The sequence below is a fragment of the Paenibacillus haidiansis genome (genome assembly GCF_036553665.1).
Classification (GTDB): Bacteria; Bacillota; Bacilli; order Paenibacillales; family Paenibacillaceae; genus Fontibacillus; species Fontibacillus haidiansis.
In genome coordinates, this window is record NZ_JAZHPZ010000004.1 from 112,686 (window position 1) to 129,291 (window position 16,606).

General features: G+C 53.6%; 17 protein-coding genes. 2 read left to right on the plus strand and 15 right to left on the minus strand.

The annotated features are described in order from the left end of the window. Positions 1–161 precede the first annotated feature (161 nt). The 14 genes from V3851_RS10160 to V3851_RS10225 form a co-directional block, all read right to left on the minus strand. Positions 162–1,379, minus strand: coding sequence for a TraB/GumN family protein (locus V3851_RS10160; protein WP_331846425.1), 1,218 nt, complete (start codon positions 1,377–1,379; stop codon positions 162–164). An 84-nt stretch (positions 1,380–1,463) separates the two neighbouring features. Then, positions 1,464–2,753, minus strand: a complete 1,290-nt coding sequence (locus tag V3851_RS10165; protein WP_331846426.1) for an ABC transporter permease — start codon at positions 2,751–2,753, stop codon at positions 1,464–1,466. Further along, entirely contained in the window at positions 2,746–3,651 is a 906-nt protein-coding gene (locus tag V3851_RS10170; RefSeq protein WP_331846427.1) for an ABC transporter ATP-binding protein, read from the minus strand. Before V3851_RS10170 ends, V3851_RS10165 begins: the two co-directional genes overlap by 8 nt. A gap of 17 nt (positions 3,652–3,668) precedes the next feature. Continuing rightward, complete coding sequence (locus tag V3851_RS10175) at positions 3,669–4,601, minus strand: ABC transporter ATP-binding protein (protein ID WP_331846428.1); 933 nt, start codon at positions 4,599–4,601, stop codon at positions 3,669–3,671. Continuing rightward, positions 4,598–5,011 (minus strand): GntR family transcriptional regulator, encoded by a 414-nt coding sequence (locus tag V3851_RS10180; RefSeq protein ID WP_331846429.1) that lies wholly within the window; start codon positions 5,009–5,011, stop codon positions 4,598–4,600. Before V3851_RS10180 ends, V3851_RS10175 begins: the two co-directional genes overlap by 4 nt. A gap of 48 nt (positions 5,012–5,059) precedes the next feature. Further along, a complete protein-coding gene (locus V3851_RS10185) occupies positions 5,060–5,782 on the minus strand; it encodes a hypothetical protein (RefSeq protein ID WP_331846430.1) in 723 nt (240 codons plus the stop codon). A 518-nt stretch (positions 5,783–6,300) separates the two neighbouring features. Beyond that, complete coding sequence (locus V3851_RS10190) at positions 6,301–6,765, minus strand: DUF420 domain-containing protein (RefSeq protein ID WP_331846431.1); 465 nt, start codon at positions 6,763–6,765, stop codon at positions 6,301–6,303. Between the two features lie 38 nt (positions 6,766–6,803). Continuing rightward, positions 6,804–7,718: a cytochrome c oxidase assembly factor CtaG gene (gene ctaG, locus V3851_RS10195; RefSeq protein WP_331846432.1), complete on the minus strand. Its 915-nt coding sequence runs from the start codon at positions 7,716–7,718 to the stop codon at positions 6,804–6,806. 100 nt (positions 7,719–7,818) lie between these two features. Beyond that, the gene (locus V3851_RS10200; RefSeq protein ID WP_331846433.1) at positions 7,819–8,136 is read right to left on the minus strand and encodes a cytochrome C oxidase subunit IV family protein; all 318 of its coding nucleotides are present in this window, start codon (positions 8,134–8,136) and stop codon (positions 7,819–7,821) included. Between the two features lies 1 nt (position 8,137). Continuing rightward, complete coding sequence (locus V3851_RS10205) at positions 8,138–8,767, minus strand: cytochrome (ubi)quinol oxidase subunit III (protein ID WP_331846434.1); 630 nt, start codon at positions 8,765–8,767, stop codon at positions 8,138–8,140. Then, complete coding sequence (ctaD, locus tag V3851_RS10210; RefSeq protein WP_331846694.1) at positions 8,764–10,617, minus strand: cytochrome c oxidase subunit I; 1,854 nt, start codon at positions 10,615–10,617, stop codon at positions 8,764–8,766. The genes V3851_RS10205 and ctaD overlap by 4 nt, the downstream gene beginning before the upstream one ends. Before the next feature lie 52 nt (positions 10,618–10,669). Then, positions 10,670–11,728 (minus strand): cytochrome c oxidase subunit II, encoded by a 1,059-nt coding sequence (gene coxB, locus V3851_RS10215; protein ID WP_331846435.1) that lies wholly within the window; start codon positions 11,726–11,728, stop codon positions 10,670–10,672. A gap of 365 nt (positions 11,729–12,093) precedes the next feature. Beyond that, positions 12,094–12,885, minus strand: coding sequence for a type I methionyl aminopeptidase (gene map, locus V3851_RS10220; RefSeq protein WP_414859289.1), 792 nt, complete (start codon positions 12,883–12,885; stop codon positions 12,094–12,096). A gap of 115 nt (positions 12,886–13,000) precedes the next feature. After that, positions 13,001–13,189, minus strand: coding sequence for a hypothetical protein (locus V3851_RS10225; RefSeq protein ID WP_044480239.1), 189 nt, complete (start codon positions 13,187–13,189; stop codon positions 13,001–13,003). Between the two features lie 411 nt (positions 13,190–13,600). On the opposite strand from V3851_RS10225, the gene V3851_RS10230 reads away from it, so the two are divergent. Next, positions 13,601–14,782: an MGDG synthase family glycosyltransferase gene (locus V3851_RS10230; protein WP_331846437.1), complete on the plus strand. Its 1,182-nt coding sequence runs from the start codon at positions 13,601–13,603 to the stop codon at positions 14,780–14,782. Positions 14,783–14,827: 45 nt separating this feature from the next. Next, on the plus strand, positions 14,828–15,169 hold the full coding sequence (locus V3851_RS10235) for a DUF4870 domain-containing protein (protein ID WP_331846438.1): 342 nt from the start codon (positions 14,828–14,830) through the stop codon (positions 15,167–15,169). A 45-nt stretch (positions 15,170–15,214) separates the two neighbouring features. On the opposite strand, the gene V3851_RS10240 is transcribed toward V3851_RS10235, so the two are convergent. Further along, positions 15,215–16,546, minus strand: a complete 1,332-nt coding sequence (locus V3851_RS10240) for a nucleobase:cation symporter-2 family protein (protein WP_331846439.1) — start codon at positions 16,544–16,546, stop codon at positions 15,215–15,217. Positions 16,547–16,606 lie beyond the last annotated feature (60 nt).

Sequence of the window (16,606 nt, forward strand, 5' to 3'; positions counted from 1 at the left end):
AAACCTGCGGCTCGCAATACCGGCGTTGGGTCAGGAAATGACGATTTTTGAAGAGCCGATTCTTTTGTCTTGATTTAATATTGACAGCTGCCACCAGAAGCCAGCTATTCAGCATCAATTACTCCAAAGTATCACACTATCCGGACCCGATTTGTGCAAAACTATTTACGAACGACGGTGTACCCTTTTTCCTCCAGCAGCTTGACGATACCATGCTCACCCAGATAGTGGGCTGCGCCAACCACGATGAAGTACTCTTCTTTTTTACCGTTTTTCAGGTATCCGTCGATTTTCTCGGCCATTCCGATGTTTCTGTCAATCAGCATCGCTTTGTTGTATTCCTCGTCAACGGCCATGCTGTTTGTGAACTCAAGCAGCTCTTCATCATTACCCGTTTTCCACGTTTTCGCCAATTGCTCGACACTGTCATCCAGCATGTCAAAGTCGTCCAGGGCGACGTTAAGATTTTTCTCCTGCAATTCCTTGGAGAAGCTATTGAACATGCCCAACTGCAATTCGTAGGATTCCAGCTCGATCACCGGAATTTTGCGCTCGATCGCTTTCTGGACGAAATAAAGATCGATTCCTGCAGCGGCTTCATATCCAGCCTGCACTGCTTTCAAGCTGCTGATCGTGGATTCCACTACCCAAGGCTTGAATGCATCCAAGGCATTTGGCTGCATGCCGCTCTCCGTCAGAATTTTACCAAGCTTGGCATACGTCTCGCTGGACACATGATCCTTGAGCGTTGTTCCATCCTTATACATGCCCATATCCATGATCAGCTGTTGCTGCGCTTCGTCAGCCGCTTTGCTGACATCAACCTCGACGCCGAGGTAGTCGGCCTCGGCAAAGGCTTCCTCAAATTCAGGACGCAGCGGGTAGAAGCTATCATCCGCTATATGCATGGATCCTACCAGATATACCGTATTCCCGTTGCTCTCCACTTCCCACATGAAACCGCGGCCACCGGTCTGTGCGGTTTCGGTCGCTTTGGAAACCAGCACCACCGTGCGCGTCTTGGCATCCCAGTGGACCTCATATCCGGCTGCATCGCCGACCACCCGAATCGGTGCATAGGTTACGCCATTGATGCGCTTGAGCTTGCTTTTCAGCGTAATCGTCTTGCCGTCCACCACAAAGTGAATCGTGTCATCTGCGGCATTTGTAAGCTTCGCATCCATTGCCTGAAGCGTCACTCTCAGCGGAACATAGGTTGTTCCGTGATCGATGACCGGAATACCTCCGGTATACTCTAGGGTTTGATCATTCACCTTAACTGCGGGCTGCTGAGGCGCAGCCATTGCAGGTGCAGCTGCCGTAGTAATAATCCCTGCCGATACGATAAGCGATAAGAGCATTCGTTTCCAATTTTTCATGTCTTTTCTCCTTAGAATATTAGTTATGGTCATTAAAATGTCACTAACTCATTATTACGCTACACAATTCCCGGCCCATCCCCCTTAGAGTTTATAAGCCCGCATCGCTTTGCGCAGCTCTTTGATTGACGGCCGCTTGCCGTATAGCAAAACTCCGGTGCGGTAGATCTTGGCGGACAGCCAGCCGAAGAATAGAATAGAAAGAATCAGAATGAGCATCGAGATGATGACTTCCCAAATCGGCGCATCCCCTAGCCCGACTCGGACCACGATCGAAACCGGCGAGAAAAACGGGATAAAGCTGCTCACTTTCAAAAGCATGGAATTCGGGGCGGCCAGACTGAATATGCCGATGTAAAAGGCGGCCAGCGACAGCATCGTAATCGGCATAATCGCTTGGCCCAGCTCTTCCGTCCGGCTTACGAGCGAACCGATAGCGGCGAACAGGGTGGCATACAGGAAGTAGCCCAGGATGTAAAAAAGCAGACCGAATACGAGCATTTCCACATGAATCTGGGACAAATCAAGATTGAAATCCGCCAGAACGGGCCGGTTATGCGGCAGCGAAATATTGATGCCGATCACCGCTGCGAAGATCGCAATTTGGAATAGACCGATAAAGAACATCCCGATAATCTTGCCGAACATTTGCGCGAGCGGTGAGACGCTTGTGATAAGAATCTCCATGATCCGCGAGCTTTTCTCCGCGGTCACTTCGGCCGCGATCATATTTCCCGTCATCATGCTCGTCATAAAGAACAGGATAATCAGCACATACACCAGCACGTAGTTGATCGTGGCCGGCTTCTCCGCCGCCGCTTCACCCGCGCCTGCATTTCCTCCGTCCGCTGCGGCCTGCTTCACCGCTTCGATCTGCACCGGAGTGGTCAACGCGGCGATCTGCTCATCGCTCAGCATTCCTTTTGTAATGTATTCGGCCTTCACGCTTTGCAGCGCGGCCTGGAGCGAGCTCTGAAGCCCTTGAGGGATGGTGTCCTTCTTAGAGATATAGGTCACGGACGGGAAAACTCCGTCATTGCTGTCGCCGAACTCCAGATAACCATCGATTCTCCCCTCCTCGAGATCCTGGCGAAGAATCCGCTCATCGGCCTGCTCATACTCCGTCAGCTCGAACCCCGCGGCCTCTTGCTTTTCCCGGTAAGCTTTTAACGAATCCGCCAGCTCCGGCCGATTATTCTGAATAATTCCGATCGTCGCCGGGCCCTCGTCGTTTCCGGTGAATTTATCGATAAAATACGGGATGTTCAGGCCGATCGTAACGAGAATGGCCAGCACCAAGGTCGTAATCATAAACGATTTCGCCCTGATTTTATTGAGAAATGTAAAGGCGATTACCGTTCCCATCTTATTCATTCGATTCACCCACTTCCCTGATGAAGATTTGATTCAAAGTCGGTTCCTTGATTTCGAAATGCTCTACATCGCTTTGTTCCATCGCCTTATGCAAAATGTCCCGCGCCGCGGATACATCGGAAATCCGGATCAGGTAGCCTCGTTCTTGGCGCTCCACCCGGCTTACCCCAGCGATCCCTTCCAGCCCGGACACTTCCGAAGAAGTACGCAGAATCACTTCCTCGCGCGGATAACGCTTCTTGATTTCGCTTAGGTTGCCCTGCAGTACGGTCTTCGACCGGTCGAGAATCGTTATGTTGCGGCACAGCTCCTCGACATGCTCCATGCGGTGAGTGGAAAACAAGATACTCGTACCCTTGTCGCGCAGCTCTTTGACAGTCGCCTTCAGCAGCTCGACATTGACCGGGTCCAAGCCGCTGAACGCTTCATCCATGATGACGATCTTCGGCTTGTGGACGACGGCGGCGATGAAGCCCATCTTCTGTTGATTTCCTTTCGACAATTCTTCGATTTTCTTATCGTAATATTCCGGAACTTCAAACCGCTCCAGCCAGTATTTCAGATTTTTATCGGCGTCGGCACGCGACATCCCGCGGAGACGGGCCAGATAAATGATCTGCTCGCTGACCTTGACCTTTGGATACAGGCCGCGTTCTTCCGGCAAATAACCCATTAGATGGCGAAGCTCGGTATTGTGAGGCTTGCCGTTATACAATATCCGACCGCTGTCCGGATAGATGAGCCCCAGCACCATCCGCATCGTCGTCGTTTTGCCCGCCCCGTTGGCGCCGAGCAGCCCGTAAATTTCCCCTTCCTCCACTTGCAGCGAAATATCGCTAACCGCGGTCTTTTCGCCAAATTGCTTCACCACGCTCTCCAACACTAATGGCTTTGTCATGGCTGTTCCCCCTTGGTTCAATCGATTATTCCTTCCGGCTTATATCCTTGCATCCACAAATCCAATATTTCCTCCAGCTCGAGGCTGCGGCTCTTGATCAGTTGGACATCGCTCTCCAAGGCCCCTACTCTCTGCTCAAGCTCGTAGCTATCTTTAACGATCAGCTTCAGAATCCCGGGGCCATCCTCGCTCACGGTCAATACCTCCGGCCATGCCTCGATCCGGTTTCGGTCCGCTCCGCGCACCCAAATTTCCATGAAGCCGCCGAACAGGCTATCCTTCTCGGCCATCCCCAGGATTTGCCCCTGGTGGATCAGAACGATGTAGTCGGCAAGGCGCTTGACCTCCTCCACCACATGGGTTGACAGTACGATGGTGACGTCCTCTTCATCTTCCTCCATACACGCTCTAAGCTCGGCGATCATGTCTTTCCAAGCGAAAGGGTCCAGCCCGGACGACGGCTCATCAAGCAACAGCAGTTTCGGTTTGGCCGCCAGCACGGCGGCGATTTCGAACTTGCGCCGCTCTCCCTTGGACAACCGGTTCAGCCGCTCCCGGAGCGGCACCCCGAACCGGGTCATCAGGGTCTCGAAGCGCTCCCGGTCCCAATCGGGGTACCAGCGCGCTCGGAAATTCGCCGCCGATTCCGCGGTCATATAATTTTCCTCGACCGCCGAATGCTCCGGAACATATCCGATCCGCTGCCTTAGCGCCAACGGCAAAGCCTCATTGGTGAATTCGCCGAACCAGGAGATGTCCCCCTTATCCGGATGAATAATTTGCAGCATCAGATGCATCAGTGTGCTTTTGCCGGAGCCGTTCGGACCGACCAAAGCGACGACATAGCCTTGCGGGATCCGCAGATTCAGCGGCCCAAGCGGCTTTCTGCGCCCCCGGATCACGGCGCCTTTCAGTTCGATAGCAGCCTTTTGAAACGCTATTTCCGTCATTTGGCTCCCCCCCTGCCATCAGCTTCGCTGTATTTTTTTCGTAATATCCGCAAAAACAATTCCTTCATCGCTTCCTCGCCGTATTGGACCGATATGCCCGTATCCACGGCTTCCTCCACCGCCTTCTCCACCGCGGCCCTGCGGTATTCGTCGCGCTCGTCCGCATCGACGCTGGCCACAAAGGTTCCGGTTCCCTGTTTGGTTCTCAGCAGTCCCTCGTTCTCCAGGTCCTGATACACCCGGCGCACCGTAATGACACTGCAGCTCAGGCTTGCCGCAAACTCCCGAATGGATGGAAGCAAGGTCCCTTCCGCAATCTGCCCGCCGACAATCAGCGATTTTAATTGCGTTTCGATTTGGCGATATAAAGGCTCGGCGCTTTGTTCATTGATTTGAATGGGAATCCACATCCGCCGGCTCACCTCCGGTTCTAAACCGCCCGTATAAATTTTCATATTTCATCTTATCAAGTCCCGTCTGACCAGCTTCCGGCGGGTGGCCCCGCTAAGCAAGCCCAGAATAAGCAGCCCTCCGGCTAATGCTCCCCACATTAAGGGAGACAGCAAGCCGTAGCCCCTGGAAAGATTCAGCGATATCTTGAACAGGCTGCCGCCGTACAAACTTACAACAATGGAAACCAGCACCGAAACAATCACAATCAGGAAGGTAGCCCATAAGTAGGTACGCCCTTTGCAGGTCAGTTCCAAATAAATGTAAACACCGTTTACGGCCAACGAAAATCCGATCCAGGTCAGCGCAAACGCAATGTATTGCTCCAGGCTGAGCTTCAAGTCGAAAACGTTGGATAAGAAATAAATCGTTGCGAACAAGATCAGCCCGTTGAACAAAATCGCCGTAAAGAGCTGAATCAGACGACTTTTGATAATTGTGCTCACCGGGATCGGCAACGTCCGGTAAAAGAGCAGCATCTGCGTATAGGAATCCTCCTTGAAATAATTAAAGGATCTCCTGGAAAAATAAAAGCCGATCAGCGGAAACAATAGCAGCATCAGAAAATCCACGGTCGGATGAATCAATAAATTTTCTTCAACCCTAGGCTGGAACATGATGCTCAGCATTACCCCCATATAGACCATGAAGATGACATTCCAAAGGAGGTACAACCGGTCTATGCGCAAATCCTTCATGAAAATGGCCCAGGCATCTTTCCAAGTATGCAAATTCAAACACCCTTCCTTTGACTTGATTTTCCGCACACTACAGCCACTACTTATAAGCGGATCGGACATCCATCCCGGTTTACCGCTTCTTCTTGCCAGCCCGGCGGGCAGGTGTAGCGCGTTTTAGTGTGCTTACTGTTTATATCTTTATACACAGTATATACTGTGCTCTCGGTGACGTCAACATTTTTCGGCGTATTCGGCAGACGTTCAGAAGAAATTCGGCGGGCGTTTAGCGTGGGTTCAAGGGGTGTTCGGAAAGACATACCGCAGCGGACATAGGGAACCTTATCCGGGCAGAATATAACAATTGACGGTATTAACGGACAAAGAGGCGGCTATCCAGCCCGAAAAAGGACATTTAAGAGAAATCCTCGCATATAGTATCTCTCATGTCCGTTAGATTCTACAATCGACCCATCCGGTCAAAATAAGGTCTCCGGTGTCCCTTACAGTCGCCATGATACAGTATTCCGTCAAAAAAAAGCCGTCGAAGCAATCGCTTCGACGGCTCTATTCTAAAAACCGAAAATAACTTCCCATACCGGCTTCGTATGGCCTCCAGGGTAGAGGAGATACAGCAGCACGTAAACCGCCACGCCCGTAATCGCGGTGAAAAACCAGATGATCGAGGTCGTGCGCCCCCATTTGCGGTGCTTGGCGTATTTCTCCTTGAATCCGAGCACGAGGGTCGTAATCCCGAAGACGGCCGCCACCGTAGCCAGCACGATATGAAACACCAAAAACACCTGATAGTATGGCTTTAGACTGTCGGGTCCGCCCCAGGACGTATTTCCGATGAAAACGGTGCGCGACATGTAGATGATAAAGAAGAGCAGCGCCGCTGCGGCCGCCGCGATCATTGTCTTCTTGTGCGCCTCCCGCTTCCCTTTAATAATCAGGCCCCAGCCGATCGCCACAAGGATCGCGCTAAGCACGATAAATGCGGTGCTGACCGTCGGGAACACAAAAAACCAGTCCATAATATCCCCCTGTCCTTCCAGCATCTATTTACTCTATCTTACAACTGATTCAGCTTGAAATCATCCCCAATCGGTTCGTCATCATCTTCCCGGTTCTCTTGACGGTACCATTGAAAAAAGACGTAAGCCAGCATCGAAGCGAAAATGATCTCCTGGATGAATTTCATCAGGATCCCGCCGACCTGTTGGTCGATCCGCGGCTCCAGGTACCCGAAATAGCCGGGTCCCCCAAAGCGGCTGATGAGCGTCGCCGGATCGCCCGAAATGCAGTACCCCATCGCCTTCGCCCAAACGGCCGGGTCGCTGTAGGTGGCATATAACGGTTCGGGGGCGAAAATAATCAGCCCGCACGCCGGCGTAAGCAGCACCATATTGAGAAAGATGAAACCCATCTTTTTCAGCCCCTGGACCTCCGCGCCATCCGGCAGCGGCTTGACCAGCGTCCACCACATCAGCACCGAAGCGGCGAACAATACGACGTAATACAAACGGTGTACCCCAAAATGGAGCATGACATAATCATGTATCACCGGGATATGGTAAAAAGAAAACAACCCGTTAAACACCAGCGCGGCCACGATCGGGTGGGTCAGGAACTTCAAGCGGCGGAGCGGACCGCGCCCCAGGTACGAGACCGCCGCCTGCCAGACCCAGGCCGGCAAGCCGAGCATGAGCAGCGGAGGAGCGACGAGATAAGACAGCGCCATGCTGACCATGTGGAAGCTGAACATCATATGGCCGAGCAGCTCCACCGGGCCGCCCTGCGCCAGGTAAAGGGCGACCATACCAAGCACAAACAAAATCTTCCGGCCGGCGGAGACTCGCTGCCCTTGTCCGAATTTCTCGTTCAGCGGCCCCGTCAGCACGAAATAACCCGCCGTGACCAGCAGCATCACCGCCAGAACCAAAGGGCTCCATACATCTTCAAATTTAAAATATTCTAAACCCAGCACGTGAACCCTCCTTCCGCCCGCCGCTTTTTGCGTCCAAATTGTGAACTTCCTCCATATAAGCGAAAGAGGCGGCTTGAAACCAAGCCCACCTCTTTATCGATTACCACCACATCCAATATAGCGCCGCTACGATCGCCGTGCCTGCGACAAAAAATCCCCCGGCCATAAAGATGATCGGAATCATATGGCCCTTATCCTTCAAGTGCATCCAGTAACCGAGCTGCACGAGCACCTGGAGCACCGCCATCACCAGCAAGAGCAGCACCGTAAATGCGGTGTTGACGCCGCCGGCCGCCACTGTAGCGAAGGCGATCAGCGTCAGGATAATCGAGAAAATGAAGGCGACGACATGCTTCTGCGGCCCTTCCTGGCGGTGACGATGCTTCACCGCGCCGCCGTCCAAATCGTGATCTGTCATCTTAACCTACCACCTTTCCGAGCAGGTAGACTACGGTGAAGATAAATACCCACACAACGTCGATAAAGTGCCAATACATCGCGGATACGTATATTTTCGGCGCCGTCACGACGGTCAGCCCTTTTTTGAACAATTGTCCGATCAGAATCGATATCCAGAGAATCCCGAACAACACGTGCGCTCCGTGGAAACCGACCAGCGTATAGAAAGCCGAACTAAAGGCGCTTGTCGTCATTCCGTAACCGTCATGAATAATATATTCAGCGAATTCGTAAATCTCCAAGATGAGGAACGCAAGCCCGAGGACCACGGTGACACCGAGCCAGCGCGCCAAGGAGGTACGGTTGCCGCGATGCATCGCCTGGATGGCGAACACGCTCGTCAAGCTGCTGACGAGCAGGATGAATGTGGCGGCGGCCGTCATCGGCAGGCTGAACAGCTCGCTCGCGCTCGGTCCGTCCGCCACCTGATTGCGCAGCGTCAGGAAAGTGGCGAACAGCGTACCGAACAGGACCGACTCGCCCCCCAGGAACAGCCAGAAGCCGAGCACTTTGTTGCGGCCCTCCAGCGTCGCTTTCTCCGGCTCGTGGGGTAGAGCGCCCGCGGCCTGCTGTGGGTGAGGTGTACTCATGATGCTTTGACCTCCTTGTCGTTCAATTCGTCCGGATCGATATGCCAGCCGTGATCGTCAAACAGCGAACGAAGCAGCATACAGCCGAAAGTAATCGCCAGGCCGAGGCCCGTGATGATATATTTGCCGAACAGGAAATTGAGTACGCTGTTACCGAAATCGTCATTCGTAAACATAAAGCCGAGACCTGCAATGAAGAGGCCGACCGACATCATGAACGGCAGGATGGTCGGGGAAGGCATGTGAATCGGCCCGACCGGTTCGGCCGGCGTCATCTCCTTGTTGCCCGCCATCTTCTCTTTCCAGAAGGCGTCGATTCCGCGAACGAGCGGAGTCTGCTTAAAGTTGTACTCCGGCGGCGGCGAAGCAATGGCCCATTCGAGCGTCCGGCCGTCTTCCCAAACATCGCCGGCCACGCCTTTCGGCTGTCTGAACGACAGCACGACATTGACGAGGAAAATGATCACGCCGACGCCCATCAAAAACGCGCCGATCGTACTGACCAGGTTCATCGTATCGAAGCCTTGGTTCGGCAAGTACGTAAACACGCGGCGCTGCATCCCGATGAGTCCGAGGAAATGCTGCACGAAGAAGGTCATATGGAAACCGATAATAAAGGTCCAGAACTCCACTTTGCCGAGCTTCTCGTTCAGAACGCGGCCGAACATCTTGGGCCACCAGTAATGCAGGCCGGCAAACAGGCCGAGCACGAGACCGCCGACGATGACATAGTGGAAATGCGCCACGACGAAGTATGTGTCATGGTACTGATAATCGGCCGGCGCGGAAGCGAGCATCACCCCGGTTACCCCGCCCATCACGAAGGTCGGAATAAAGCCGGACGCGAACAGGTTCGCCGTCGTAAAGCGGATTTGCCCGCCCCACATCGTGAACAGCCAGTTGAAGATTTTAATCCCCGTCGGGACGGCGATCAGCATCGTCGCGATGGAGAACAGCGCGTTGGCGACCGGTCCCATTCCGGTCGTGAACATGTGGTGCGCCCACACCATGAAGCCGAGGAACGCGATCAGGATGGTGGCGAACACCATCGAGCTGTATCCGAACAGCCGCTTGCGCGAGAACGTACTGACTACCTCGGAGATGACGCCGAAGGCAGGCAGAATCAATATGTAAACCTCCGGGTGTCCGAAGATCCAGAAAATATGTTGCCAAAGGACGGGATTGCCGCCTTGAGCCACATCGAAGAAGTTCGCGCCCAAAATCCGGTCAAACGTAAGCAGCACCAAGCCCACCGTGATCGCCGGGAAAGCGAACAAAATCATGGTCGAGGTTACGAAAGTCGTCCAGGTGAACATCGGCATGCGCATAAAGGACATACCCGGCGCACGCATCGTAATGATCGTGGCCAGGAAGTTGATCCCCCCGATCAGCGTACCGAGACCGGCAATCTGCAGGCCGATTGTGTAAAAATCGACGCCGTGCGTCAAGCTGTAGGTCGTTGAAGACAGCGGAGTATAAGAGGTCCACCCGGCATCCGGGGCGCCGCCCAGAATCCAGCTCAGGTTCAGCAGCAGGCCGCCGAACAGGAACGTCCAAAAGCCGAGCGAATTCAGGAACGGAAACGCCACGTCGCGGGCTCCGATCTGCAGCGGAATCACCGCGTTCATGAGCGCGAAGATCACCGGCATGACGCCGAGGAAGATCATCGTCGTTCCGTGCATCGTGATGAGTTCATTAAATTGCTGGGCCGTTACGAAATCGTTCATCGGCTTGGCGAGCTGCACGCGGATGAGCAGCGCTTCAATCCCGCCGATGCCGAAGAAGAAACCGCCCGCGATCAAATACAGGATAGCGATTTTCTTATGGTCGACCGTGGTCAACCAGTCCATCAAACCTTTGTGGCGCTTGACAGTGTGAGCATGAGCCAAGGTTTGTACCCCCTCAATATGACAATTTGTAATCGGCCAGATACTGGGCGATGGCATTGATTTCATCATCCGTAAGCCCCAGATCTTCCTTCGGACTCGGCATCTTGTTGCCCGGTTTCACCGCTTGCGGGTCCATCAGCCATTCCTTCATGTTATCCTTGGCCGGTTTGCTGCCGACATAATTGCCTTCGCCCTCCGCATTCAGCAGAATGCTGGCCACGGATTCCCGGCTGCCTATGCCGGTCAGGTTCGGCCCGATCGGACCTCCCTGATCGCCGACCGCATGGCAGGTCAGGCATTGATTCTTGAACACCTCGGCGACGGCCGGGTCTTCCGGCAGCACCGCCGGCGCCTTCATCGCGTCCACCCAGGCGTTGAATTCGTCATCGCTGACCGCCTTCACCTTGAATTCCATAAAGGCGTGGGACGGGCCGCAAAGCTCGGCGCATTTCCCAAGATAAACGCCTTCGTTCTTCGCCTCGATCCAGGCGTTGTTAATCGTTCCGTCCGTATTGGTGTCGGTCTTCCCCGCCAGTGACGGAACCCAGAAGGAGTGCAGCACGTCGGCCGTTTTCAGCTCGAGCGCAATTTTTTTGCCGGTCGGGATGACCAAATCCTGCGCGGTAGTAATCCCGTAATCCGGGTAGGAGAATTCCCACCAGAACAAGTGCGAAGTGACCTTGACCTTGACCGCGTTCTTGTCCGCCGAATAATTTTCTCCGAACGCGAACACCTTCTGTACGGTAGCTACGGCCAGAATCAGCACCAGCACGAGCGGAATCGCCGTCCAGATGACCTCCAGCTTAAAGTTGCCTTCCACCTGCTTCGGAACTTCGTTTTGTCCCGGCTTCCGCCGGAATTTGATCCACACAAAGGCCGCAATTCCAAATACGATGAGCATAACCGCCACCATGATGGTGATGGAAAGTTTAATCAAACCGAGCTGCTCCTCCGCCACTGTCCCTTGCGGTCTGAGCACCGACAAATCCTCCCGGCCGCATGCGGACAGCAAAAGCGATAGCCCGGCGAACAGAGGTACAAGCCGCTTTACAGCCTTCCACGGTTTCATCATTGATCTACCCCACTTTTCCGTTTTCTTCTCCGGTATGTACAGGCATGTGGTGTACCCAGTCAAAAATAACCTGCTTTAGCACGGAAACATCACTTTTGTCAATTATAACAATCACCTATTAAATATATGATCGAACCCCTGTTTTGTCAATGTGTCGAAGGCAGTTCACAAATTGTTCAAAATTAGAGAAAACCGCGCCGCAATGCGGTTTGCTAACGTTTTCAGGATAGCTTTACCCGTTGGCTTGCCCTGTGAACCATGGTCATATTTTGCCAATTACGTAAAAATACTGATTTCATTCATTTTTGACATTTTGAGAAACTTTATGTTACAAAAAATCAAAAAAAGAGAGCATCGCTCTCTTTTTAAGATGTTAAGATGACCGGTCCGTCTTCCAAAATTGCCAAAGTATGCTCATAATGCGCCCCCAGGCTGCCGTCCGCCGAGCGGATCGTCCACCCGTCATCGTCCCAAAATACCGCGCCGGTCTCGCCCAGCGTAAAGATCGGTTCGATCGTAATCACCATACCGGGCTGCAATTTGACGCCGCTGTGCGGCCGTCCGAAGTTCGGCACATCGGGCGGTTCATGCATCTTTTGCCCGATTCCGTGGCCGATCAGCGGCTTGACGATTCCGACCCGCTCCTCCTGCGCGACGCGCTGGACCGCATAGCCGATATCGCCGACGCGGTTGCCCGGAATCGCCTGGGCGATCCCCGCATAAAGCGCCTTTTCGGTCGTCTTGAGCAGCCGTTCTGCTTCCGGCTTTACCTCTCCGACCCGGTAGGACCAGGCCGAATCCGCCAGCCAGCCCTTCTTGTTGACGACCATATCAATCGTAACGATATCGCCGTTCTGCAATTTCTGCTTCCCCGGAAATCCGTGACATACCACCTCGTTGACGGAAGCGCAGGTGGCGTAAGGGAAGCCGCGGTAGCCTTTCTGCTCCGGCGTCGCCCCTTTTTTGGCAAGGAAGGATTCGACGAAAGCATCGATCTCCCCCGTCGTAATCCCCGGAGCGATCAGCCTGGCGATCTCTCTGTGACATTCGGCAAGAATGGCTCCCGCCTCGCGGATCCGGGCTATTTCTTCTTTCGATTTTATATTTGCTTTCAAAATTAAGGAACTCCTTTCGCGGCGCATGGCTGTTAAATCCATAATAAGGCCGATGTTAATCTATTATATGTCGATTCCAAAGAAAAAAACGCCCCGGCTCTCGCCGGGACGGTCATTACCGTATTTAATCGGTTCAATCGATCAATTCACTTAAGCCTCAGGAAACCGAAGAGTCCAGTTTGTCCAATTCCATTTCCACCAAGTGGGTCAATTCTTCCTCATACCCGCCTGTAATCCGGTATTTGCGGACGTATTCCTTCACGAACTTTTTCGGGTCCTTCGGTTTGAATATCCGGGTCATTTCCCGCAAACTTTCCTTCACCTCATTGTGTCCTTTCGTTGCCATTCCAAATTCCCTCCCAGAACGATTCTAGTTCAATGCTCCGATCCCGAGAATGCGTAAAAAGCAGATATTCATGAAGTCAGCTTGCGGTAACTTAAACAGCTGGCGCATGACACTATACATACCCGAACAAATTCTCGATGAATCAGGCACGGTTAGAACAGCGTCTTGCAAATGCGTTTACCGGTCTCTTAGGAATTCTTAAGCGAAAAAGACCTTACCTCCCATATTGTAACATATTCAGCTTCCAGTTACAGCTTTCTTCCAAATACCTATTTCTGTTATCGGCAAAAATTTGATTTTTTGGAATAGCTCCCATTGGTTAAGATATCTACGGGGACATTTTATCGCGAGTTAATCATACTGTTATAATCTTAATAAGTGAGTAAAAATCACGGACAGGAGGATGGCATTTTGAAGCCCACAACGCCCAAAATCATGATACTTTCCGCCAGCTTCGGCGACGGGCATACCCTCGCCTCCCAAGCGGTCGAAGTTTGTTTCCGCAGCAAGGGGATTCAGGATATTATTGTGCTCGACCTCCTGGCTGAAGCTCACCCGTTTCTGAACGACCTGACGAAATTCGTTTACCTCAACAGTTTTAAAGCGCTGCCGTCCCTTTACGGATGGATCTATAATCTGTCCAACGAGCTCCGGCCCGAAGCTTCCTTCCTCCGGGCGATCAATTCCGTCGGGACCGGCAAGCTCAAAGAAGCCATTCTCCGCCACAAGCCGGACCTGGTTATTCACACATTTCCGCAGCTCGCCCTGCCGGATATATTGAAGAAATCCGGGCAGCGACTGCCGCTCGTCAATATCGTGACCGATTTTGATTTGCATACAAGATGGATCCACTCCGGGGTAGACCGGTATTATGTGGCTACCGAAGACATGAAAGCGGAGATGGTCAAAAAAGGAGTACCCGAATCCCGCGTGCTTGTCAGCGGCATTCCTTTACGGCCCGACTTTCAACAAGATCTTCAGAACTCCCGCCCCGGACTTACGGGCTCATTGGACCGGGAAAAAAAGACCGTCTTGCTGATGGCCGGGGCCTACGGGGTGATGCAAGGGATCCGCGAGATTTGCGAGGCGCTGCTTGAGGGGGGACAGTATCGGATATTGGCCGTCTGCGGCCGGAATGAGGGTTTGTACAACGGGCTGAAATCCGCCTTCGGTGACCGCCCGGATCTTCATCTGTTCGGCTACGTTCAGGAAGTCGCTCTGTTGATGCATGCGAGCGATTGCATTATTACCAAGCCCGGCGGGATCACTTTGGCGGAATCGCTGGCCTCCCGCCTGCCGATGTTCCTGTACCGCCCCGTCCCGGGTCAGGAATTGAACAACGCCCGGTACTTGAAAGAAAAGGGCGTCGCTTCCATCGCGAGCGACGCCAAGTCGCTGCGCAAAGAAATCGACGACCTGCTGCTGGATGAGCAGCGGCTCGCGGGGGTCCGCGCGGAAATAGAAAACCTCCGCAAGCCGGATGCCGCGGAGGTAATCGTCGGTGATATATTGGATCAATGGTTTCGGCCGGATACCGGGACCATTCCACCTGTTCAAATCGGTTCTGCCCGCCCTAGGCTCGTCATACATTGAGTACTAAAGGAAGGTTATCCGAATTTGGAAAGCAGGTGTATGCCCGTGTCCCCGTTCAAATCTTCAACAGGCCTTTACGAAAATGTGGCCGGATTCCTCTGTTATCTGTTCGCCTTCGTCGGCGGCGTGGTGTTTCTGGCTATCGAGCGAAGAAGCCGCTTCGTGCTGTTTCATGCCCTGCAGTCCGTGGTCCTGTTCGGCGGACTGATGGTCTGCCATGCGCTGGTCAACTTTCTGCCGATTATCGGTGTCGTTGTCAACCTGCTGCTCACGCTGCTAGGCCTCGTCCTGTGGTTCGTCCTGATGCTGGCCGCGCTGCAGGGCAAATGGCTCAAACTCCCCTGGATCGGCGACTTCGCCGAGAAGCAGTTAAACCGGATGCGCTGAAGACACGACGCTTCCCGCAAAGATACGAAAAGACGAAAAGATAGACTATTCTTCCGCCGGTGCTTGCTTCTTCTTGCCGCCGCTCAGGCCGTTGAACAGCAGGTTCAACACGATCGCCGTGAAGCTGCCGGCCACGATGCCGTTGTCAACGAGAATCCGCAGCCAGGACGGCAGAGCATGGAAAACTTCCGGAACGACCGTAACGCCCAGTCCCATCCCCACCGAGCAGGCGATGATGAGCAGGTTTTCCGGCCGGTTCAGGTCGGCCTGATCGCCCAGCATCCGGATACCCGAAGACAATACCATGCCGAACAGCGCGATCATCGCTCCGCCGAGCACGGAGGTCGGCACGAGCTGGGTGAGCGCGGCGATCTTCGGCACAAAGCCGATTAGAATCAGCAGAGAGCCGGCCACGACGATCACGTCGCGGGTTTTCACCCGGCTCATTTGGACGAGCCCGACGTTTTGCGAATATGTCGTATACGGAAATGAGTTGAACACGCCGCCGAGCATGATGGCCAGCCCCTCGGCGCGGTAGCCGCGCGCAAGATCTTTTCCGGTGATATCTTTGTCAACGATTTTTCCGAGCGCCATAAAGACGCCGGTGGATTCCGCAACGCTGACGATCGCGACCAGAATCATCGTGATGATGGCCGAGGCATGGAATGTCGGCACCCCGAAATAGAACGGCTGAACCATATGAAACCAGCTCGCTTCCTTAAGCGGCGTCAAATCCACTTTGCCCATCAGCGCCGCGGCCAGCGTCCCGACAATCAGGCCGATCAGCACGGAAATCGACTGCAGGAATCCTTTGGCAAACCGGTTCATCAAAATAACGAAAATGAATACCCCGAACCCTAAGATAAGATTGCTCGGGCTGCCGAAATCCGCCTTCGTGACGTCGCCGCCGCCAAGGTCGGTCAAAGCTACCGGAATCAGCGTCACGCCGATAATAGTCACGACCGAACCGGTAACAATCGGCGGAAAGAACGCGATCAGTTTGCCGAACAAGCCGGAGAATAAGAAGACGAACAGCCCCGAAGCGATGATCGCTCCATAGATGGCCGAAACCCCCATCCCCTCCGTTCCGCCGATGGCAATCATCGGGGACACCGCCTGGAACGCGCAGCCCAGCATGACCGGCAGCCCGATGCCGAAGAAGCGGTTTCCCCAAACTTGCAGCAACGTTGCCACCCCGCAGGCCAGCAGGTCGATCGAAATCAAGTAGGTCAATTGCTGATGAGTGAAATTGAGTGCCCCCCCGACAATCAGCGGTACAACGACCGCCCCCGCATACATCGCCAGCACATGCTGCACTCCTAGCGAAAATGTTTTAAACGGATGCCGGTTTCTTTGGAAAATACGCTCGCGTGCCATCTTTGCTCCTTACTCCTCCCCATGGTTATCCCATGATCATTTTTTATATATTGTGTTGCT

Bases quoted from the DNA above. Each gene is read 5' to 3' on its own strand.
- V3851_RS10160 (WP_331846425.1), bottom strand. From the start codon at position 1,379: ATGAAAAATTGGAAACGAATGCTCTTATCGCTTATCGTATCGGCAGGG.
- ctaD (WP_331846694.1), bottom strand. From the start codon at position 10,617: ATGGACTGGTTGACCACGGTCGACCATAAGAAAATCGCTATCCTGTAT.
- V3851_RS10225 (WP_044480239.1), bottom strand. From the start codon at position 13,189: ATGGCAACGAAAGGACACAATGAGGTGAAGGAAAGTTTGCGGGAAATG.
- V3851_RS10205 (WP_331846434.1), bottom strand. From the start codon at position 8,767: ATGAGTACACCTCACCCACAGCAGGCCGCGGGCGCTCTACCCCACGAG.
- map (WP_414859289.1), bottom strand. From the start codon at position 12,885: ATGGATTTAACAGCCATGCGCCGCGAAAGGAGTTCCTTAATTTTGAAA.
- V3851_RS10200 (WP_331846433.1), bottom strand. From the start codon at position 8,136: ATGACAGATCACGATTTGGACGGCGGCGCGGTGAAGCATCGTCACCGC.
- V3851_RS10180 (WP_331846429.1), bottom strand. From the start codon at position 5,011: ATGTGGATTCCCATTCAAATCAATGAACAAAGCGCCGAGCCTTTATAT.
- V3851_RS10175 (WP_331846428.1), bottom strand. From the start codon at position 4,601: ATGACGGAAATAGCGTTTCAAAAGGCTGCTATCGAACTGAAAGGCGCC.
- coxB (WP_331846435.1), bottom strand. From the start codon at position 11,728: ATGATGAAACCGTGGAAGGCTGTAAAGCGGCTTGTACCTCTGTTCGCC.
- V3851_RS10240 (WP_331846439.1), bottom strand. From the start codon at position 16,546: ATGGCACGCGAGCGTATTTTCCAAAGAAACCGGCATCCGTTTAAAACA.
- V3851_RS10165 (WP_331846426.1), bottom strand. From the start codon at position 2,753: ATGAATAAGATGGGAACGGTAATCGCCTTTACATTTCTCAATAAAATC.
- V3851_RS10170 (WP_331846427.1), bottom strand. From the start codon at position 3,651: ATGACAAAGCCATTAGTGTTGGAGAGCGTGGTGAAGCAATTTGGCGAA.
- V3851_RS10190 (WP_331846431.1), bottom strand. From the start codon at position 6,765: ATGGACTGGTTTTTTGTGTTCCCGACGGTCAGCACCGCATTTATCGTG.